General features: G+C 48.0%; 14 protein-coding genes and 1 tRNA gene. 8 read left to right on the forward strand and 7 right to left on the reverse strand.

The window, feature by feature from the left end; all coding sequences use genetic code 11:
* Positions 1 to 8 precede the first annotated feature (8 nt).
* A complete protein-coding gene (locus CIK99_RS01080) occupies positions 9 to 1,394 on the reverse strand; it encodes a TolC family protein (protein WP_254047677.1) in 1,386 nt (461 codons plus the stop codon).
* A 288-nt stretch (positions 1,395 to 1,682) separates the two neighbouring features.
* Between CIK99_RS01080 and CIK99_RS15095 the strand changes: the two genes are divergently transcribed.
* Positions 1,683 to 1,753, forward strand: a tRNA-Cys gene (locus tag CIK99_RS15095).
* A 220-nt stretch (positions 1,754 to 1,973) separates the two neighbouring features.
* Here CIK99_RS15095 and CIK99_RS01090 read toward each other — a convergent pair.
* Positions 1,974 to 4,289 (reverse strand): transglycosylase domain-containing protein, encoded by a 2,316-nt coding sequence (locus CIK99_RS01090; protein WP_094378893.1) that lies wholly within the window; start codon positions 4,287 to 4,289, stop codon positions 1,974 to 1,976.
* Between the two features lie 172 nt (positions 4,290 to 4,461).
* On the opposite strand from CIK99_RS01090, the gene pyrB reads away from it, so the two are divergent.
* The 3 genes from pyrB to glyA all read left to right on the forward strand — a co-directional run bounded on the left by pyrB (position 4,462) and on the right by glyA (position 7,253).
* Positions 4,462 to 5,409 carry an aspartate carbamoyltransferase gene (pyrB, locus tag CIK99_RS01095; RefSeq protein ID WP_094378895.1) on the forward strand — a complete coding sequence of 316 codons (948 nt, stop codon included), beginning with the start codon at positions 4,462 to 4,464 and terminating at the stop codon, positions 5,407 to 5,409.
* A 9-nt stretch (positions 5,410 to 5,418) separates the two neighbouring features.
* The gene (pyrI, locus tag CIK99_RS01100; RefSeq protein WP_094378897.1) at positions 5,419 to 5,877 is read left to right on the forward strand and encodes an aspartate carbamoyltransferase regulatory subunit; all 459 of its coding nucleotides are present in this window, start codon (positions 5,419 to 5,421) and stop codon (positions 5,875 to 5,877) included.
* Positions 5,878 to 5,972: 95 nt separating this feature from the next.
* Entirely contained in the window at positions 5,973 to 7,253 is a 1,281-nt protein-coding gene (gene glyA / locus CIK99_RS01105; RefSeq protein WP_094378899.1) for a serine hydroxymethyltransferase, read from the forward strand.
* Between the two features lie 101 nt (positions 7,254 to 7,354).
* Here glyA and CIK99_RS01110 read toward each other — a convergent pair whose 3' ends face one another.
* Positions 7,355 to 8,602 (reverse strand): DUF4861 domain-containing protein, encoded by a 1,248-nt coding sequence (locus CIK99_RS01110; protein WP_094378901.1) that lies wholly within the window; start codon positions 8,600 to 8,602, stop codon positions 7,355 to 7,357.
* A gap of 244 nt (positions 8,603 to 8,846) precedes the next feature.
* Between CIK99_RS01110 and CIK99_RS01115 the strand changes: the two genes are divergently transcribed.
* On the forward strand, positions 8,847 to 9,638 hold the full coding sequence (locus tag CIK99_RS01115; protein ID WP_254047678.1) for a gliding motility protein GldB: 792 nt from the start codon (positions 8,847 to 8,849) through the stop codon (positions 9,636 to 9,638).
* Here CIK99_RS01115 and CIK99_RS01120 read toward each other — a convergent pair.
* The 3 genes from CIK99_RS01120 to CIK99_RS01130 are packed head-to-tail and all read right to left on the reverse strand — an operon-like array spanning position 9,587 to position 14,073.
* Complete coding sequence (locus tag CIK99_RS01120; RefSeq protein WP_094378903.1) at positions 9,587 to 10,540, reverse strand: TIGR01212 family radical SAM protein; 954 nt, start codon at positions 10,538 to 10,540, stop codon at positions 9,587 to 9,589. The genes CIK99_RS01115 and CIK99_RS01120 overlap by 52 nt on opposite strands.
* Position 10,541: 1 nt before the next feature.
* Positions 10,542 to 13,394, reverse strand: coding sequence for an excinuclease ABC subunit UvrA (gene uvrA / locus CIK99_RS01125; protein WP_094378905.1), 2,853 nt, complete (start codon positions 13,392 to 13,394; stop codon positions 10,542 to 10,544).
* A 13-nt stretch (positions 13,395 to 13,407) separates the two neighbouring features.
* Positions 13,408 to 14,073, reverse strand: a complete 666-nt coding sequence (locus CIK99_RS01130) for a gliding motility-associated C-terminal domain-containing protein (RefSeq protein WP_254047679.1) — start codon at positions 14,071 to 14,073, stop codon at positions 13,408 to 13,410.
* A gap of 94 nt (positions 14,074 to 14,167) precedes the next feature.
* Between CIK99_RS01130 and CIK99_RS01135 the strand changes: the two genes are divergently transcribed.
* Genes CIK99_RS01135 through CIK99_RS01145 form a run of 3 tightly spaced genes read left to right on the forward strand, consistent with a single transcriptional unit; the run spans position 14,168 to position 17,660 of the window.
* Positions 14,168 to 15,310 carry a peptidoglycan-binding protein LysM gene (locus CIK99_RS01135; RefSeq protein ID WP_144007852.1) on the forward strand — a complete coding sequence of 381 codons (1,143 nt, stop codon included), beginning with the start codon at positions 14,168 to 14,170 and terminating at the stop codon, positions 15,308 to 15,310.
* A gap of 42 nt (positions 15,311 to 15,352) precedes the next feature.
* Positions 15,353 to 16,108: a porin family protein gene (locus CIK99_RS01140; RefSeq protein ID WP_094378911.1), complete on the forward strand. Its 756-nt coding sequence runs from the start codon at positions 15,353 to 15,355 to the stop codon at positions 16,106 to 16,108.
* Positions 16,109 to 16,136: 28 nt separating this feature from the next.
* A complete protein-coding gene (locus CIK99_RS01145; protein ID WP_094378913.1) occupies positions 16,137 to 17,660 on the forward strand; it encodes a peptide MFS transporter in 1,524 nt (507 codons plus the stop codon).
* Here the strand turns inward: CIK99_RS01145 and CIK99_RS15560 are convergent.
* On the reverse strand, positions 17,629 to 17,835 hold the full coding sequence (locus tag CIK99_RS15560) for a collagen-like protein (RefSeq protein WP_144007853.1): 207 nt from the start codon (positions 17,833 to 17,835) through the stop codon (positions 17,629 to 17,631). The genes CIK99_RS01145 and CIK99_RS15560 overlap by 32 nt on opposite strands.
* Position 17,836 lies beyond the last annotated feature (1 nt).

The following is a 17,836-nucleotide window of genomic DNA, read 5'->3' on the forward strand; positions in this document are numbered from 1 at the left end:
CCGTAAGCCTACAATTCCCCTTCTTCTCCATTGTAGAACTTCAGCATCTGAATATCGAGAATAGTCATATACTTGCTTTGCAGTTTGTTTTGCTGAGCGTTGACAAGATTGTTTTTGCCTGTCATCAGTTCCACTATGTTTTTCAGTCCCAACCTAAACTGTTCGCTCAGTAGGTCATAGCTTGTCTGCATGCTTTCCACGCTTGCAGTGGCGGCGATGAATTTCTGTTGGTTGGTGTTTGCGTCAATCCAGTATCCCTCGATGGTAGAGTATAGGGTCTTCCGTTTGTTCTGCAGGTCGAGTTCCGCGTTTATCACGTTTAGCTGCGCTTTGTTTACGTTGGTCTTCGTGCTGCGGTTGTCGAATAGAGGAAGACTGACAGATAGTCCAGCCATGCCGTCGAAGTTAGTCTTCATCTGTTTTCCCCAATCGTTAGAGTTCATCGACGTGGTGCTTGTTCCGAGACTTGCGTTGAGGCTTATCTGTGGCAATTTCCCTGCTTTTGCAATCTTCACTCCCAATTTTTGGTTTTCTATGGCGAGCAGTCCGCTGGCTATCTCCGGTCGTGTGGCGAGTGCGTTGTCATACACGGTCTGCAGTGAAGGTATGACCTGTAGTGCACTCTCGTCGCTTTCTTCGGTCACATACACGTCAAACTCCACGTTGGCGTCGAGTTCTAATATCTGTCTGAGCTGAGTCTTGGCTTTATCCACCTGTGCCTGTGCGCTAACGATATTATATTCGTCCTGTTTGGTCTGGGCGGTAAGTTGTGCGAGGTCGGCTTTCGACATCTTTCCCACCTCCACCATCTCGCGTCCTCTTTCCTCGTTTTTCTTGCTTGTCTCAAGAGTCTGTTGGTTAACCTTTATCGCTTCGTTGAGGTAAAGAATCTGTACGTAGAGGTCAGCGATCTGTTCTTTCAGGGCATTGGCGTTTGTGGCAGAGTCGAGTTCCGCCTTTTCCAGTGTCATCCGATTTTGTTTTATGGTGTTTCTGTTTCGGTTACCATTCCACAGTGTCCATTGGCTGCTGATCGAGTAACTGCCGTTGTAATACGTCTTGTTGACGTTGTTCACTACGGTACCGTTGGTCACGGTGCTCATACCGCTGTTCATCCATGGTTTCCATCCCACCGACTGGTTGGTCGATGCAGACAGTGTAGGGAGTAGTGCCGCCTTCGACTGCATTACGTCCTCCTGTGCAGAAAGGATACTAACCTGATTTTTCTTCAGGCTGATATTGTTTTCCATTGCGTGACGAATGCAGTCCTTTAATGTCCACACCTTCACGCCCTCGGCAGCTTCGTTAGCCAACCTGGCCTCTGCTGTCTCCTCTGCGCTGATTGTTGCAGGAGGCAACAGTATTGACATGATGATAAGATATTTTATATTCATACTTGATATTTGTTTGTCGCTGCAAAATTCGGAATAAATCGTGAAAAAAACAAATATAATAGATGGTTTCTTTAAGTTAGTAGAGATAATACCCCTTTTTTCTCCTATCTATTTCTTCTCGTTCACGTTTGTTAACTATGATTCTTACCATATCTTCATTTAACTGAAGAGCCTTTACATATATAATAAGGTGTAAGGAGGAAAAAACTCATGATGCGAAAAAAAGTGTAGAAAAAATTTGGTGGAATGAAAAAAATATAGTACCTTTGCACTCGCAAACAAGAACAAGGTACCTTGGCCGATCGGTTAGGTAACGGTCTGCAAAACCGTGTAGAGCAGTTCGACTCTGCTAGGTACCTCGAAATATTAGGAGTTAACCCGCAAGATTTTCTTGTGGGTTTTTTGTATATATAGATATAAAGCGTGCTATGATTCTTCTTGCTGCATTCAAGGTGATGCCATTACTCAACAGCTGTTTCCTTGCTGCCAACGTGACTATAGTAAACCTTTTATTCTTATAAAAAAAGAGAAGCTGCTTTCCCTGAAAAAACAGTGTGAAGCAGCTTCTCCTATAAGTCATCATTCATACACCTCTTCGATGTCGTTGTAGTCGATGGCGTCGAAGTCTGACTGCTCGCAGGGATTATATCCCTCGGGCAAGTCGAAGATAGCGTTTTCGTTGTATCCGAGTCTGCTGTCATTATACACCTTCCTCATGTAATATGCCCAGATGGGCAATGCCATGGTGGCACCCTGTCCCATCTGCATGGAGTCGAAATGAATGTCACGGTCGTCTCCACCGACCCATACACCGCTGACAAGTGTAGGTGTGACGCCCATGAACCATGCGTCGCTATTATTGTTGGTGGTGCCGGTCTTTGCAGCTATCTCACCCTTGAAGTTATGGCGGAAACGCAGACGTCCGGCTGTACCTCCGTCCACGACACCCTTTAGCATGTATAGCATCTTGTTAGCGCTTTCCTCGCTTATCACCTCATTCATTCTTGGCTGGAATTGGGCGATGACATTTCCGTCGTTGTCCTCAATCTTAGTGACGAAGAGTGGGGCAGTGCGAATGCCATGATTGGCGAAGGTGGTATATGCACTCACCATCTCGGCTACAGTGAGGTCGCAAGGACCGAGACAGAGCGACATGGAGGGATGTATGTCAGGACTATTGAAGCCATATTCCCTGAGCAGTGTGACGAAAGCCTGCGGACTGAGCTTGCTCATTAGGTAGGCGGTTATCCAGTTGTTAGACTGCGCCAGTCCCCATTTCAGAGTGACGTTCTCGCCGTATCTTCTTCTGCTGGAGTTGCGTGGAGTCCATCGTTGTCCTGCCACGATATATGTCTGTTGCACATTTGGCGCAAGGTCGCATGGCGAGAATCCGTTTTCCATGGCAAGAGAATAGAGGAATGGTTTGATGGTCGAACCCACCTGTCGTCGTCCCTCCACACACATGTCGTAATTAAAATGCACGAAATTCATGCCTCCCACGTATGCCTTCACTGCTCCGTTCTGTGGTGACATGCTCATGAATCCGCATCTAAGGAACGACTTGTAGTATTTTATCGAGTCAATGGGACTCATGGTTGTGTCCACCTCACCGTGATAAGTGAAGATGCTCATCTTAGTCGGCGTGTTAAACGCCTTGTGTATCTCGTCGTACGACGCGCCGGCCTCTTTCATTAGACGGTAGCGTTCACTCTGTTTTACCGAGCGTCCCATGATGTCGTTATACTGACGGGCTGTAAGACGACCGGAGTAAGGAGCATTAGACTTCCCGCGGTTTTCCGTGTTGAAAGCTGGTTGCAGGAATTTCACCACATGTTCGTAGCATGCCTCTTCGGCATAGCGTTGCATGCGCGAGTCTATGGTGGTATAAACTTTCAGTCCGTCGGTATATACATTATAGGGTTGTCCGTCTTTCTTTTTGTTTTTGTTACACCAGCCATAGAGTGGGTCGTTTATCCAGTTGATAGAGTCTTGTACATATTTGGCCATGTTCCACTTTGGATAGTTAGACTTCTCAGGATATTTTGCCATCATATATCTCCGCAGGAAGTCGCGGAAGTAAGCAGCAATGCCGTCCTTATGGTCAGCTACGTGGAAGTTAAGGTTCAAGGGCTGAGCGGAGTATTTTGAGTATTCGTATTCCGACAGGTATCCAGCCTTAAGCATCTGTTGCAGCACCACGTTGCGTCTGTCCCGACAACGTTCTGGATGTCTCACTGGGTTGAAGTATGACGGGTTCTTGCAGAGTCCAATGAGTGTGGCAGACTCAGTGACGGATAGATCCTTTGGCTCTTTCCCGAAATAAGTGTTTGCCGCCGTCTTTATTCCCACTGCATTATGCAGGAAGTCGAAATAGTTGAGATACATGGCAATGATCTCGTCTTTGGTGTAGTTTTTCTCCAACTGTACGGCAATCACCCATTCAATGGGTTTTTGCAGCGCACGTTCAGTGACACTTGCCGCCTTTCCAGAGTAGAGCTGTTTGGCCAGCTGTTGGGTGATGGTAGAACCGCCGCCAGCATTTTTCTGTCCGAGTATGCCACGTTTTATGATGGCACGTGCGAGCGCCTTGAAGTCTATGCCAGAGTGCTCGTGGAATCTGACGTCCTCAGTAGCGACGAGAGCCTTGATGAGAGATGGTGCGAGTTGGTCATAGTCAACACACACACGGTTCTCTTTGTTGTAGTTCCATGTGCCCATGAGTTTCCCGTCTGATGAATACACCTGAGTGGCGAATCTGTTAATGGGATTCTGCAGGTCCTCGATGGGAGGCATGTAACCTATCCATCCCTCTGCAATGGCATATACCGCACCGGCAATAGCTGTCACCGTCACTATCAGCAATACCCACAGGAAGTGAACTATTTTTCTATCCATTTTTTGTTATTTCTGTTGTTTTGAGTGTATTTTTATTGAAAAGACAGTGCAAAAATACTCGTTTTTGTTCATATACCGAAAAAATATCGATATTTTCTCTGATTTTTTTGTGATAAATGGGAAAATATGTGTACCTTAGCGGTCGAAAAAGAACAAAACATAAAAAATCGTGATGGAAAAGCATAATTTTGTCACTATTGCCAATCTCACTCGTGAGAAGATTTTGTACATGATTGAGATGGCACAGGAGTTTGAGAAGCACCCTAACAGGGAACTGCTGAAAGGGAAGGTTGTCGCCACGCTCTTCTTTGAGCCATCGACACGCACCCGACTGAGTTTCGAAACCGCAGCCAATCGTCTTGGCGCACGCGTCATCGGTTTTGCCGACCCGAAGATTACCAGCGGGACGAAGGGAGAGACACTGAAGGACACTATCCTCATGGTCTCGAACTATGCCGATGTGATAGTGATGAGACACCACATAGAAGGTGCGGCCCAGTATGCCTCTGAGGTAGCACCAGTACCCATTGTCAATGCAGGAGACGGAGCTCACCAGCATCCTTCCCAGTGCATGCTCGACCTTTATTCGATATACAAGACACAGGGCACACTCGACAATCTCAACATCTACCTTGTCGGCGACCTTAAATACGGTCGTACTGTTCACTCGCTCATCATGGCGATGAGGCATTTTAATCCCACATTCCATTTCGTGGCACCAAAGGAGCTCTCCATGCCCAACGAGTACAAGATCTACTGCCGTGAGCATGGTATAAAGTTCCAGGAACATACGGCATTCAACGAGAAGGTGATTGCGGATGCCGACATATTATATATGACTCGTGTGCAAAAAGAGAGGTTCTCCGATCTCATGGAATACGAACGCGTGAAGGATGTGTATATCCTCAGACGCGACATGCTGTCGTCGGCGAAGCCCAACATGAAGATTCTTCACCCTCTGCCACGTGTCAACGAGATAGCCTACGACGTGGATAACGACCCGCACGCATATTACATCCAGCAGGCTGGCAATGGACTATTTGCCCGTCAGGCTATCTTCTGTGATGTTCTCGGCATCTCAATAGACGATGTGCGTAATGACAATACAATAATTAATTAAGTTGAGAATATGGCTAAGAACGAAATCATGGTGACGGCCATCGAAAACGGAACCGTCATCGACCACATACCTACAGAAAAGACTTTTGAGGTTGCCACGCTGCTTAATCTTGAGTCTCTCTCCACACCGGTCACCATTGGGTATAACTACCGCTCTAAGAAAATCGGAAGGAAAGGCATCATTAAAGTTGCCGATAAGTTCTTCACCGACGAGGAGATATCACGGCTCTCCGTGGTGGCGCCTAACGTGGTGCTCAATGTCATCAACGACTATGAGGTGGTGGAGAAGAAGACCGTCACTACACCTGACGAGTTACGTGGAATAGTAAAATGTAACAATCCCAAGTGCATCACCAACAACGAACCCATGGATACCCTCTTCCACGTTGTTGACAAGGAACATGGCGTACTGAGGTGTCATTACTGCGAGAAAGAGCAGGACATCAATAAAGTAAAGTTGACGAATTGAATTCAGTTGACGAGTTGAACAAAAAAGTTGCCAATTAACCGGTAACAAGTTAACTTTTTAAAGTAAAATTCATAATTATCACATATTTATTAAAAATGAAAAGAGATCAACAGATTTTTGACCTTATTGAGCGTGAGCACCAGCGCCAGTTGAAAGGCATCGAGCTCATCGCATCTGAAAACTTTGTCAGCGACCAGGTAATGGAGGCCATGGGCTCATACCTTACCAACAAGTATGCTGAGGGTTATCCTGGAAAACGCTATTATGGAGGCTGCCAGGTGGTGGACGAAGTAGAACAACTTGCCATCGACAGAGTGTGCAAACTCTTTGGCGCCGAGTATGCCAACGTACAGCCACACTCTGGAGCTCAGGCTAATGCAGCCGTACTGCTCGCAGTGCTTCAGCCTGGTGACACCTTCATGGGGCTTAACCTCGCACATGGCGGTCACCTTTCTCATGGTTCGGCTGTCAACACTTCGGGTATTCTTTATCGTCCCGTGGGCTACGACCTCAACAAGGAGACAGGTCGTGTAGATTACGACGAGATGGAACGTCTTGCCATCGAGAACAAACCAAAACTCATCATTGGTGGAGGTTCAGCCTATAGTCGCGAATGGGACTACAAGCGCATGCGTGAGATAGCCGACAAGGTAGGTGCGTTGCTGATGATAGATATGGCCCATCCTGCAGGACTCATCGCAGCTGGACTGCTCGACAACCCTGTAAAATATGCTCATATCGTCACCTCAACCACACACAAGACACTTCGTGGTCCGCGTGGAGGTATCATCCTTATGGGTAAGGATTTCGAGAACCCATGGGGATTGAAGACTCCAAAGGGTGTGACAAAGATGATGAGTCAGCTGCTCAACTCTGCCGTTTTCCCTGGACAGCAAGGTGGTCCGCTGGAGCATGTCATCGCCGCCAAGGCCGTTGCCTTCGGTGAGGCTTTGCAACCAGAGTTCAAGGAGTGGGCTCTTCAGGTGAAGAAGAATGCTGCTGTTCTCGCCGACGAACTCGTTAAGCGTGGTTTCACCATCGTCAGTGGAGGTACCGACAACCACTCTATGCTCGTCGATCTCCGTTCTAAGTATCCTGATCTTACAGGTAAGGTGGCAGAGAACGCTCTCGTGGCAGCCGACATTACTGTCAACAAGAACATGGTTCCTTTCGACTCACGTTCAGCCTTCCAGACCAGCGGTATCCGTCTTGGTACTCCTGCCATCACCACTCGTGGTGCTAAGGAAGACCTCATGGTACTCATCGCCGAACTTATCGAGGAGGTGCTCAATGATCCTGAGAACGAAGAGACAATAGCTCGTGTTCGTGCTAAGGTGAATGAGACAATGAAAGACTATCCTCTCTTCGCTTACTAAATAGAGAAAAGATTATCAGCCAATTGCAGGGCCTTCATATCTTGTATATATTCCCTACAATTGGCTGATTTTTTTTCGTCTTTCTTTGCTGCTACCAGGTCTTACATATACATATCCTTTACTTCAATTTTCACTTTGTCTTCAAGGCGTTTCCTCCATTGTTTCAGATAGTTGAAGAAATCAGAAGCATTGTGATATGAGCCGTCGAAAGTCTCGTTGTCTGAAGCGAATGTGATGGCATAGTGTATGGCAGCTTCGGTTGGAGCCACTACATAAGGGTAATTGTCTTTGTTTGCTGGCAACACCTCGACAACATTTTTTGCGGGAATACAGATGCCCAGTCCCACCGTCTCGCGCTTATGTCCAGCAGAGTCCTTTTCCGATACTGGCCAGTCAGTGCCCCAGCATCCTCTAAGTCCCTTGTTGCAGTATTCTTCTGAGTTTTTCACGTTGATGATACCAGTGGCGAGATGTAGTCCGTCTGTCTTTCCTTTCAGTTTCATATCCACCATACAATCTCTTCGTCCAGCGTAGAGTGTGTAGATAGTGGTCATATCTACACGCTGTTCCTGTTTGCACTTCTCGGGGTAGTATGGGTTCCATCCCTTGTCTTCCACCTTGACGATGGTGCGCAATGGACCGGCCGACATTACCGACAGTGTTCGCTTGTTGACGTCGAGTAGCATCTGTGGTTTGCCGTCAGCCCATCCTCTCAGTGCGCCCAGTCCAAAGGTCTGTCCCACCCAGAGCACGTCATCTCCATATCCGTCAGCTTTCTGTTTCGCGTCGGGATAGAACTGTGTATCTTTGAGTTCAAGTCCTTTACGGTATTTTCCATAGATGTCCACCGTCTGTCTCTCGTCGAAATATATACGGTAAGCCACCATTTCGTTTTCGAATGCTGGTCCGTGGTGATGCAGCATCCAGTAAGGGTTTGTACCGTTTTCTACTGTCAGGCTGCTGATGTAAAGGTCTTGTTTGTTGTTGCTTTTTACCTTTTTGTTTGTCATCATCATCTGTGCATACACCTTCGGTTCAGCCGCTTTGTCGGCATAGTGTTTGAAGAGTGTGACATTGAAAGTCTTTTTCTCTTTTTTCTCTAATGAGGTGAGGAAGCAGAGTTGGTCGTTGATGCCATTGCCGTCGGTGTCGTCGAGTTGACAGTCGATGGTCACGCCGTTACAGCTCACCACAGCCGACAGATATTCATGTCTTTCGTCGATATCTATCACTATGGGTTCAGATATGCGTGAGAAGTTTGAGGGGTTGGTCACAGTGACCTGTTTTCCCTGTGCTACCATTGTCAGCGAGGCCGACGCAGCGATAATAATTGATAGTAGTCGTTTCATTGTTGTTGTTGTTTGTATATAATTTATATTTGTTCCCGTTTTCGTTATCGTTCCCGTTTTCGTTATCGTTCCCGTTATCTTTTTCGTTTCTGCAAAATTACACAAAACTATGTAATGTGAGCAATAAAATTATATTAAAGGTGCAAAAAGTTAATTAAAATGCGGAAAAATTTAAATTATTTATGATTTTCCTTGGTTGATATTAAGATTTTTAGTATATTTGCACAAAATTTAAACATAGCAAGTGCATAAGATATACATATTTTTGTTTATGCTGATGGTGGCGTGTGTGGGATGCGAGTTGCATCTCAAGCCAAACGACACCCACGATGAGGACAGCGAGGTGTGTCTTCATCGCTATGATCGTATCCAGAGTCTTTATCTTACCACGGGCGACTATTCAGCCCTTCAGCAGATGAATCTCGTCTATCCCATGCAGACCCGTACTCTCATAGAGGACGTGCTGAAGTTGGGCAGGGTGAACGAGAGCGACATAAATACCAAGTTTCTGAATTTCTATCAAGACACCGTGCTTCAAGCTCTCATCAACGAGGTGGAGCAACAATATGCCAATGTTGACGATATCAACAAAGACCTTCACCGTTCGTTCGATAGGCTCAGGCAATATCTTCCCACCATTAGCTTTCCCATGGTCTATTCCCAGATAGGAGCCCTTGACCAAAGCATCGTGGTGGGCGACAACACGATAGGCGTGTGTCTCGACAAGTATTTGGGACGCGACTATCCTCTTTATCAGAAATATTATCCAGCCGACCAGCGCAAGACGATGACCAGGAGCATGATTGTGCCCGACTGTCTTGTGTTTTATATCCTCAGCTATTATCCCATACCCAATGATGTCGATAATTGGCAGACGGTATGCGACTTTCATATAGCAAAGATACAATGGTTGGTGAACAAGGTGGTAGGAAGGACTGTGTTCAAGACGGCCTATGTCAATACTGTTGCGAAGTATATGAAGAATCACAAGGATCGTGACATTGCCAGACTGTTAGAGACGAAGAGGCTGCCCTGACGCCTTCCTTCGCGTTTCATCTTGTTGACTATGAGGTTAGTCAGTTCGTAGTTTTTCAGTCCCCATTTAGGTGCTATGAGCATCTCTTTAGGCGACTGTGATGCAAACCTCTCCACCACCATGTCCTCGCTGAGATGTTCGAGGTATCTCACTATCAGTTCGCTGTATTCTTCAGGAGAGTAGAGGTGGAATGGATTTTCGGCATACATCTGTGCCAGTCGTGTCCCTCTGATGATCTGCATCTGGTGTATCTTCAGCACATCGAGTCCGAGTTCCGACATTATTGTGGCCTGTCTCACGCTCTCCTCAGCATCTTCCCCAGGTAAGCCCAGTATGACGTGTCCCCCTATGACTATACCCCTTCCCTTGGTTCTTTCGACAGCATCCCTTACGCACTGAAAGTCGTGTCCTCTTCTGATTAGTCTGAGCGTATCGTCGTTGGCTGTCTCTATGCCGTATTCCAGTGTAACCATTGTCTGCCGTGCAAGCTGCGTGAGATAGTCAAGCAGCGTGTCGTCTATGCAGTCGGGACGGGTGCCGATGACCAGTCCCACTACGTCCTCCACGTCGAGAGCTTCTTCGTAGAGACTTTTCAGATGGTCGAGGGTAGAGTAGGTGTTGGTGAAAGCCTGGAAGTATGCCATGTACCTCATCTCTGGATATTTCCTTCTGAAGAACTCTTTTCCTTCCACTAACTGCTGTTTCACGCTTTTCTCGCGTTGACAATATGAGGGATTAAACGAGTCGTTGTTGCAGTATATACATCCACCAGTGCCCAGTCTGCCGTCGCGGTTGGGACACGTGAATCCCGCATCCACCGATATCTTCTGTACCTTATATGGGAAGCGTTGTCTCAACCATGTCCCATAATCGTTATAAGGCATTGATACACTGTAGTTCATCTTATTCCTGCTTTAGTGACGGTTTGCTGTTCTGCAGCTCCTGTGCAAGGAAACGCCACGTGTGTCCTTTAGCCTTTTTTACGATCTCCTCGGGAGTACCTGTGGCCATGACCATGCCGCCCCCTCTACCGCCTTCAGGTCCCATGTCGATGATATAGTCGGCGAGTTTTATTACGTCGAGATTATGTTCGATTATCACCACCGTATTGTCTCTGTCAACGAGTTTTTGTATTACGTCCATTAGTATCCTAATGTCCTCGAAGTGCAGTCCCGTGGTTGGTTCGTCGAGGATGTACAGCGTCTTTCCTGTGTCACGTTTGCTTAGTTCGGTGGCGAGTTTCACTCTTTGGCATTCGCCTCCCGAGAGTGTTGTCGATGGTTGTCCGAGTTTGATGTATCCCAATCCCACGTCTTGTATAGTCTTTATTTTTCTTAGTATGTCGGGCACGTTTTCGAAGAACTCCACCGCCTGGTTTATTGTCATGTCGAGAATGTCGGCGATGCTCTTTCCCTTATATCTCACCTCGAGTGTCTCTCGGTTGTATCGTTTACCGTGACATTCCTCGCATGGCACCATCACATCGGGCAGGAAGTTCATCTCTATGGTCTTGTATCCGTTACCACCGCATGCTTCGCATCGTCCACCCTTAACGTTGAACGAGAAACGTCCCGGTTTATATCCTCTTATCTTCGCTTCTGGTAGTCCGACGAAGAGCGAGCGTATGTCGCTAAATACGCCAGTGTATGTGGCGGGATTTGAGCGTGGGGTACGTCCTATGGGACTCTGGTCCACGTTCACCACCTTGTCGATGTTCTCCATACCTTCCACCGCGGCATATTTCATGGGTTTCTTCAGCGACCTGTAGAAGTGTTGGCTCAGCAATGGTTGCAGCGTCTCGTTGACGAGTGTTGACTTTCCCGAACCGCTCACTCCGGTCACAACGATGAGTGTTCCGAGCGGGAATTCCACATCTACGTTCTTGAGGTTGTTGCCTTCCGCTCCAATTATCCTTATCATCTTACCATTGCCTTTCCTGCGTCTTTCAGGCAGAGGTATTGTCATGGTGCCGTTGAGATACTTGCTTGTGATGGTGTCCTCTTTCAGCATGTCGTTTGGCGTGCCTTGGAACACCACTTCGCCTCCCTTGCGTCCTGCCTTAGGGCCTATGTCAATGATATAGTCGGCGCTGGTCATCATATCCTTGTCGTGTTCCACCACTATCACTGTGTTGCCTATGTCGCGCAGTTCCTTGAGCGAATTGATGAGTCGTTCGTTGTCTCTCTGGTGCAGTCCTATACTTGGTTCGTCAAGTATGTAGAGCACGTTGACCAGTTGGCTGCCTATCTGTGTGGCGAGTCTTATTCGCTGGTTCTCGCCTCCCGAGAGTGTTGCTGACTGTCGGTTGAGTGATAGATAGTCGAGTCCCACTTCGAGCAGGAAGTCGAGACGTGTCTTCATCTCCTTGATTATCTCGTGCGCTATCTGTCTCTGCTTGTCGTCGAGATGAGTTTCCGCCTCTTCGAGCCATTCCCTCAGTTCGGCTATGTCCATTGTTGAGAGTTGGCTGATGTTCTTGTCCCATATCCTGTATGCTAAAGCCTCTTTGTTAAGTCTTTCGCCGTTGCACTCAGGACAAATGGCAGTTGTCATAAACTGTTCCGACCATTTCTGTGCCGTAGCCGAATCGTCGGTCTCAAGCACGTTTTTCAGATATTTCACCACTCCGTCGAAAGCCACGAAGAAGTCGCTCGAGGTGTGTACGAGTTCCTTGTCGATGCGCACGTTTTCGAGTGTACCATAGAGGATCTCGTCCATGGCATCGGTGGGTATGTCCTCTACAGGAGTCTTAATGTCGAGGTCATATTTTTTCAGTATGGCTGTTATCTGCCAGAATATCATCTGGCTTTTATATTTTCCGAGTGGCAATATTGCTCCGTTATAAATGCTGGCCTTCCTGTCGGGAATAATCTTTTCGAGCGACAGCACGTTGATGTTTCCTAATCCTTTGCATCTCGGACAAGCTCCTTGTGGCGAGTTGAACGAGAACTTGTTGGGAGCCGGGTCGCCATACGACATGCCAGTAGTGGGACACATCAGGTGGCGTGAGTAGTGTTTTGTCGTGTCGGTGTCCTTGTCGAGTATCATTATCAGTCCGTCGCCCGCTCTCATGGCCACCTTCACGCTGTTTTTCAGCCGCTCATTGTCCTTGTCGCTGACGGCGAGCTTGTCAATGACTATCTCTATGTCGTGGTTTTTGTACCTGTCCACCTTCATCCCCTCTGTTATCTCGCATATCTTACCGTCTATGCGTGCGTTGAGATACCCTTTTCGTCTCATCTGTTCGAAGAGTTCGCGGTAGTGTCCCTTTCTGTTTTTCACTACCGGTGCGAGAATGAACACCCTATGTCCGGTATATCTCTCGTGGATCATTTCCACCACTTTCTCTTCTGTATATTTCACCATCTCCTCACCGGTCTCGTAGCTGTATGCCTTTCCTGCCCTTGCGAAGAGGAGACGTAGGAAGTCGTAAATCTCCGTTGTGGTGCCCACGGTGGAGCGCGGGTTTTTGTTTGTTGTCTTCTGTTCGATGCTTATCACCGGACTGAGTCCCGTAATCTTGTCCACGTCGGGTCGTTCCATTCCTCCGAGAAAGTTACGTGCGTATGCCGAAAAGGTCTCGATGTAGCGTCGTTGTCCTTCGGCATATATGGTGTCGAAGGCGAGCGACGACTTTCCCGACCCTGACAATCCTGTTATCACGGTAAGAGTGTTGCGTGGTATTTCCACGTCGATATTCTTCAGGTTGTGGACCCTTGCTCCCCAAACATTTATTTTTTCGTCTTCCCTGCTCATTCTGTTTTTTATACTATTGTTCCAAGAGGTATTTCCTCAATACGTTGACGTCTTTTTTAATATCATAGTTGATGCCGTCGGCACCCTTTGCCTTCACGAGCACGTAGTAAGTTCCGTCCTTGACGTCCTTTCCGTTCCATGTCCCATCCCATCCTCCGTTGATGTCGGTCCAGTCGTATATCTTCTGTCCCCATCGGTTGAAGATATAGGCATGGAACTCTACTATGCTTTTATGGTTTTCCTTTGCCTTGTAGATGTCGTTCACCCCGTCGCCGTTGGGCGAGAAGGCGTTGGGCATCTCGAGTATGCTGTTGGTAATCGATATGGAGAACGTCGCCGTCAGTTCAGCTTCGTCATATCCCGCTATCGTGACGTATAGCTCCACCTGTGTCATTCCCGACTGTTTGAATTCGTAAGTGGTCGTTTCTTCGTATCTCGTCATGAAAGGCTTCTCCTCTCCCTCTCTTGTAAACCTCCACTCGTAGCCTACGTCACCTTCTGTCTCGGTGGGGTTGGCGGCGAACCTTACTGTCAGCGGTGCCTGTGCGTCGGCTATCATATCGGTGCTCTCCATCTCCTCTCCGTCGATGGTGTAATAAGCCGTCGGATTGAAGTCAGCGAGTACAATTAATGGCCAAAAACAGGCGATTATGAGTGTAAATAATAGCTTTTTTCTCATTTTTATATAAATTTATGTGCAAAATTAGTGAATAAAGTTGATTTATCCGCGCTTTTTTGGTAATTTTGTACGCGATATTTTGAAATTTATGATTATGAAATCGATTTTTAGACATATTTCACTACTTTTTGTGGCATTTCTCGTGTCGTCAACCCATGTGGATGCCAAGAGCGAGGAGGGTGGAAAGGTGTCAGTGGGAGTGATGCTCCCGCTGCACGACTTCAATGGCGACGGGCGCCGTATGGTGGAGTATTATCGTGGTGTGCTCATGGCATGCGACAGTCTCCGGCATAATGGTGTGTCGGTCGATGTGCACGCATGGAATGTGGCAGAGGAGGACGACATCACTAAGACCCTAAAGGAAAAGGATGCCGCCAAGTGTGACCTCATCATAGGTCCCCTCTATTCGCGACAGGTGAAACCCTTGGCCGACTTTGCAGCCAAGCACGACATCAAGGTGCTCATTCCTTTCTCTATCAAGACCGACGAGGTGGAACGTAACCAGCATCTTTTCCAAGTGTATCAGTCGCCTGAGCTGTTCAATACCCTCGTCATAGAACGTTTCCTTGAGCGCTATAAGGGTCATCATGTCATCTTTGTCGATTGCAACGACTCCACCAGTCGCAAGGGCATCTTCACTTTCGGACTGCGTCGCCGTCTTGAGGCTATGGGCTTGCAGTATTCCATCACTAATGTTAAGTCGGGCGAAGAGTATTTCCAGAAGGCTTTCAGTCGCACGCAGCCCAACGTGGTTGTTCTCAACACTGGTCGTTCGCCTGAACTCAACCTCGTTTTTGCCAAGCTCGACAATCTAAACATGAACTATCCCAACCTGAAGATAAAAATGTTTGGATATACCGAATGGATGATGTACACCAAGTACAATATCGACCATTATTACAAATATCAGGTCACAATACCCGCAGCCTATCACTACAACGTGCTCTCCTCGAGGACGGCGCGTTTCCAGCAAAAATACCGTTGGAACTTCCATGCAGACATGATACAGGCTCTGCCACGCTTCGCCATCACTGGTTTCGACCAGGCGTTTTTCTTCATCCGTGGACTTTATCTTTATGGTGGCGGATTTACGGGTGCGCGCGGTTCAGTGGGTTACACGCCTATACAAAGCCCGCTGTGCTTCGAACGCAAAGCCATAGGCGGAGGATATCAGAACAAGAGTATCGTCTTTGTGCAGTATGACGAGGGTCACCGGGTGGAGACCATCCAGTTCTGACACACTGACACATTATTATATATATAAACAACATATCAAAATATGCGAAGAATAATTCTTGGACTGATGCTGATGTTGCCCTATGTGGCGTACTCCCAGATAGGCGACTATCGCACCGACCTCGCCGTCGGAGTCAACGGAGGATACACCATGAGCAACGTGGGTTTTAGTCCCAATGTCCCGCAGTCACAGCTCGGCGGCATCACTGCGGGATTTACCATGAGATACACATGCGAGAAATACTTCAAGAGCATCTGCGCTATCGTGGCCGAGGTTAACCTCACACAGATGGGATGGAAGGAGAAAATCATTGATGCCGACAACTCACCCGTCATCAACGCCGTCAGCGGTGAGGCAGAACAGTACCAACGCCAGCTCACTTACATCCAAATACCATTTATGGCACGCATGGGATGGGGTAGGGAGCGCAAGGGCTTCCAGGCGTTCTTTCAACTCGGTCCGCAGGTGGGTTTTTTCCTTAGCGACAAGACCACTACCAACTTCGAGTGGGAAGACCGTAACATTGCCGACCGTGTGGGTGTGCAGCAGTATGCTTACCAGGACACGATGAGCGTGAAGAACAAGTTCGATTACGGAATAGCTGTAGGTGCAGGTCTCGAGTTCTCCCGTCCCAAGATAGGACACTTCCTCCTCGAAGCACGCTATTACTATGGTCTTGGCAATATCTTCGGAAACTCAAAAGCCGACACCTTCGGCAAGAGCAACAACGGAAGCATGATGGTCAAGGTCAGCTACCTCTTCGACATCATTCGCACACGGAATCAGAAAATCAAATAATATCTAATCACTTAAAATATCTAAAATTATGTTTGAAGGACAACCCAAAGGACTTTTCGCGTTGGCACTAGCCAACACGGGCGAGCGCTTCGGTTACTACACCATGCTCGCAGTATTCGCTCTCTTCCTGAGAGCTAACTTCGGCCTTGCCCCAGGCACGGCTGGCTTTATCTACAGCAGCTTCTTGATGCTGGTTTATTTCCTGCCACTCTTCGGCGGAATGATGGCTGACAAGTACGGCTTCGGTAAGATGGTCACCATCGGCATCCTCATCATGTTTGCAGGCTATCTGCTCCTCGCCGTACCCCTCGGTGGCGACATCATGGCTCTTATCACCATGATCGCCGCATTGGTAATGATTGGCATAGGAACAGGTCTTTTCAAGGGCAACCTCCAAGTGATGGTGGGCGACCTCTACAATGCTCCTGAGTATGCCGACAAGCGCGACTCTGGTTTCTCCATCTTCTACATGGCTATCAACATCGGCGCGCTCTTTGCACCTACAGCAGCGGTGAAGATTATGGAATGGGCACAGGCTAACCTCGGTGTGTCGGTCAACGACTCTTACCATTTTGCCTTTGCAGTAGCATGCGCATCGCTTATCCTCTCCATCGCGATCTATTACCTCACCCGTTCCACCTTCCGTCATGTGGAGGGAGGAAAGCAGGCTAACGGCAAAGACGACAACAATGCGGCACCAGCCGAGGAATTGTCGCCAGCAGATACCAAGGCTCGCATCGTAGCTCTCTGTCTCGTCTTCGCTGTGGTGATATTCTTCTGGATGGCATTCCACCAGAACGGACTAACACTCACTTACTTCGCCAATGAGTTTACCGTAAAGAGCGTCGAGGGCGTACAGAGCATGGCGTTCGACGTGTTCAACCTCGTGGCAGTGATCATCATCGTCTATGCCCTCTTCTCGCTCTTCCAGAGCAAGACTGGCAGGGGAAAGGCTATTGCTGGTATCGTGCTCGCAGCGTGTGCGGGATTCCTCGCATGGCGTTACACCAATGTTGAGGGTTCGATGGACATCTCCGCTCCAATCTTCCAACAGTTTAACCCGTTCTATGTCGTGGCTCTCACTCCTGTCAGCCTTGCCATCTTCGGCGCATTGGCACGTAAGGGTAAGGAACCGTCGGCTCCACGTAAGATAGCTTATGGTATGCTCGTGGCTGCAGTAGGCTTCGGCGTGATGGCATTCTTCTCTATGGGACTCCCATCGCCTGACGAGCAGGCTGCTGCTGGCGACAATGCCACCTTCGTTTCTGCCAACTGTCTCATCTCTACCTATCTCGTGCTCACCTTCGCCGAACTCCTCCTCTCGCCTATGGGCATCTCGTTTGTGTCAAAGGTGGCTCCTCCAAAGTATAAGGGAATGATGATGGGAGGATGGTTTGTGGCTACCGCCGTCGGAAACTTCCTCGTTAGCGTGGGCGGATTCCTCTGGGGCTCATTACCTCTCTGGAGCGTATGGGCAGTATTCATTGTCCTCTGCCTCCTATCCGCCGCATTCATGTTTATCATGATGAAACGTCTTGAGAAGGTATGTTGATTCTGTTGACTAAAGAATAAAAGATTTTCCACGGGGATAAAAGGATATTTCCGGTCTTTCCGGAATCTCCGGAATTTCCGGGATTTCCAGGATTTCCGGGTGATCCGGGTGATCCGGGTAATCCAGTATATCCGGTTTTTCCGGTCTTTCCGGAATCTCCGGTTTTTAATATCATT

It is taken from the genome of Prevotella sp. P5-92, assembly GCF_002251245.1.
Lineage (GTDB): Bacteria > Bacteroidota > Bacteroidia > Bacteroidales > Bacteroidaceae > Prevotella.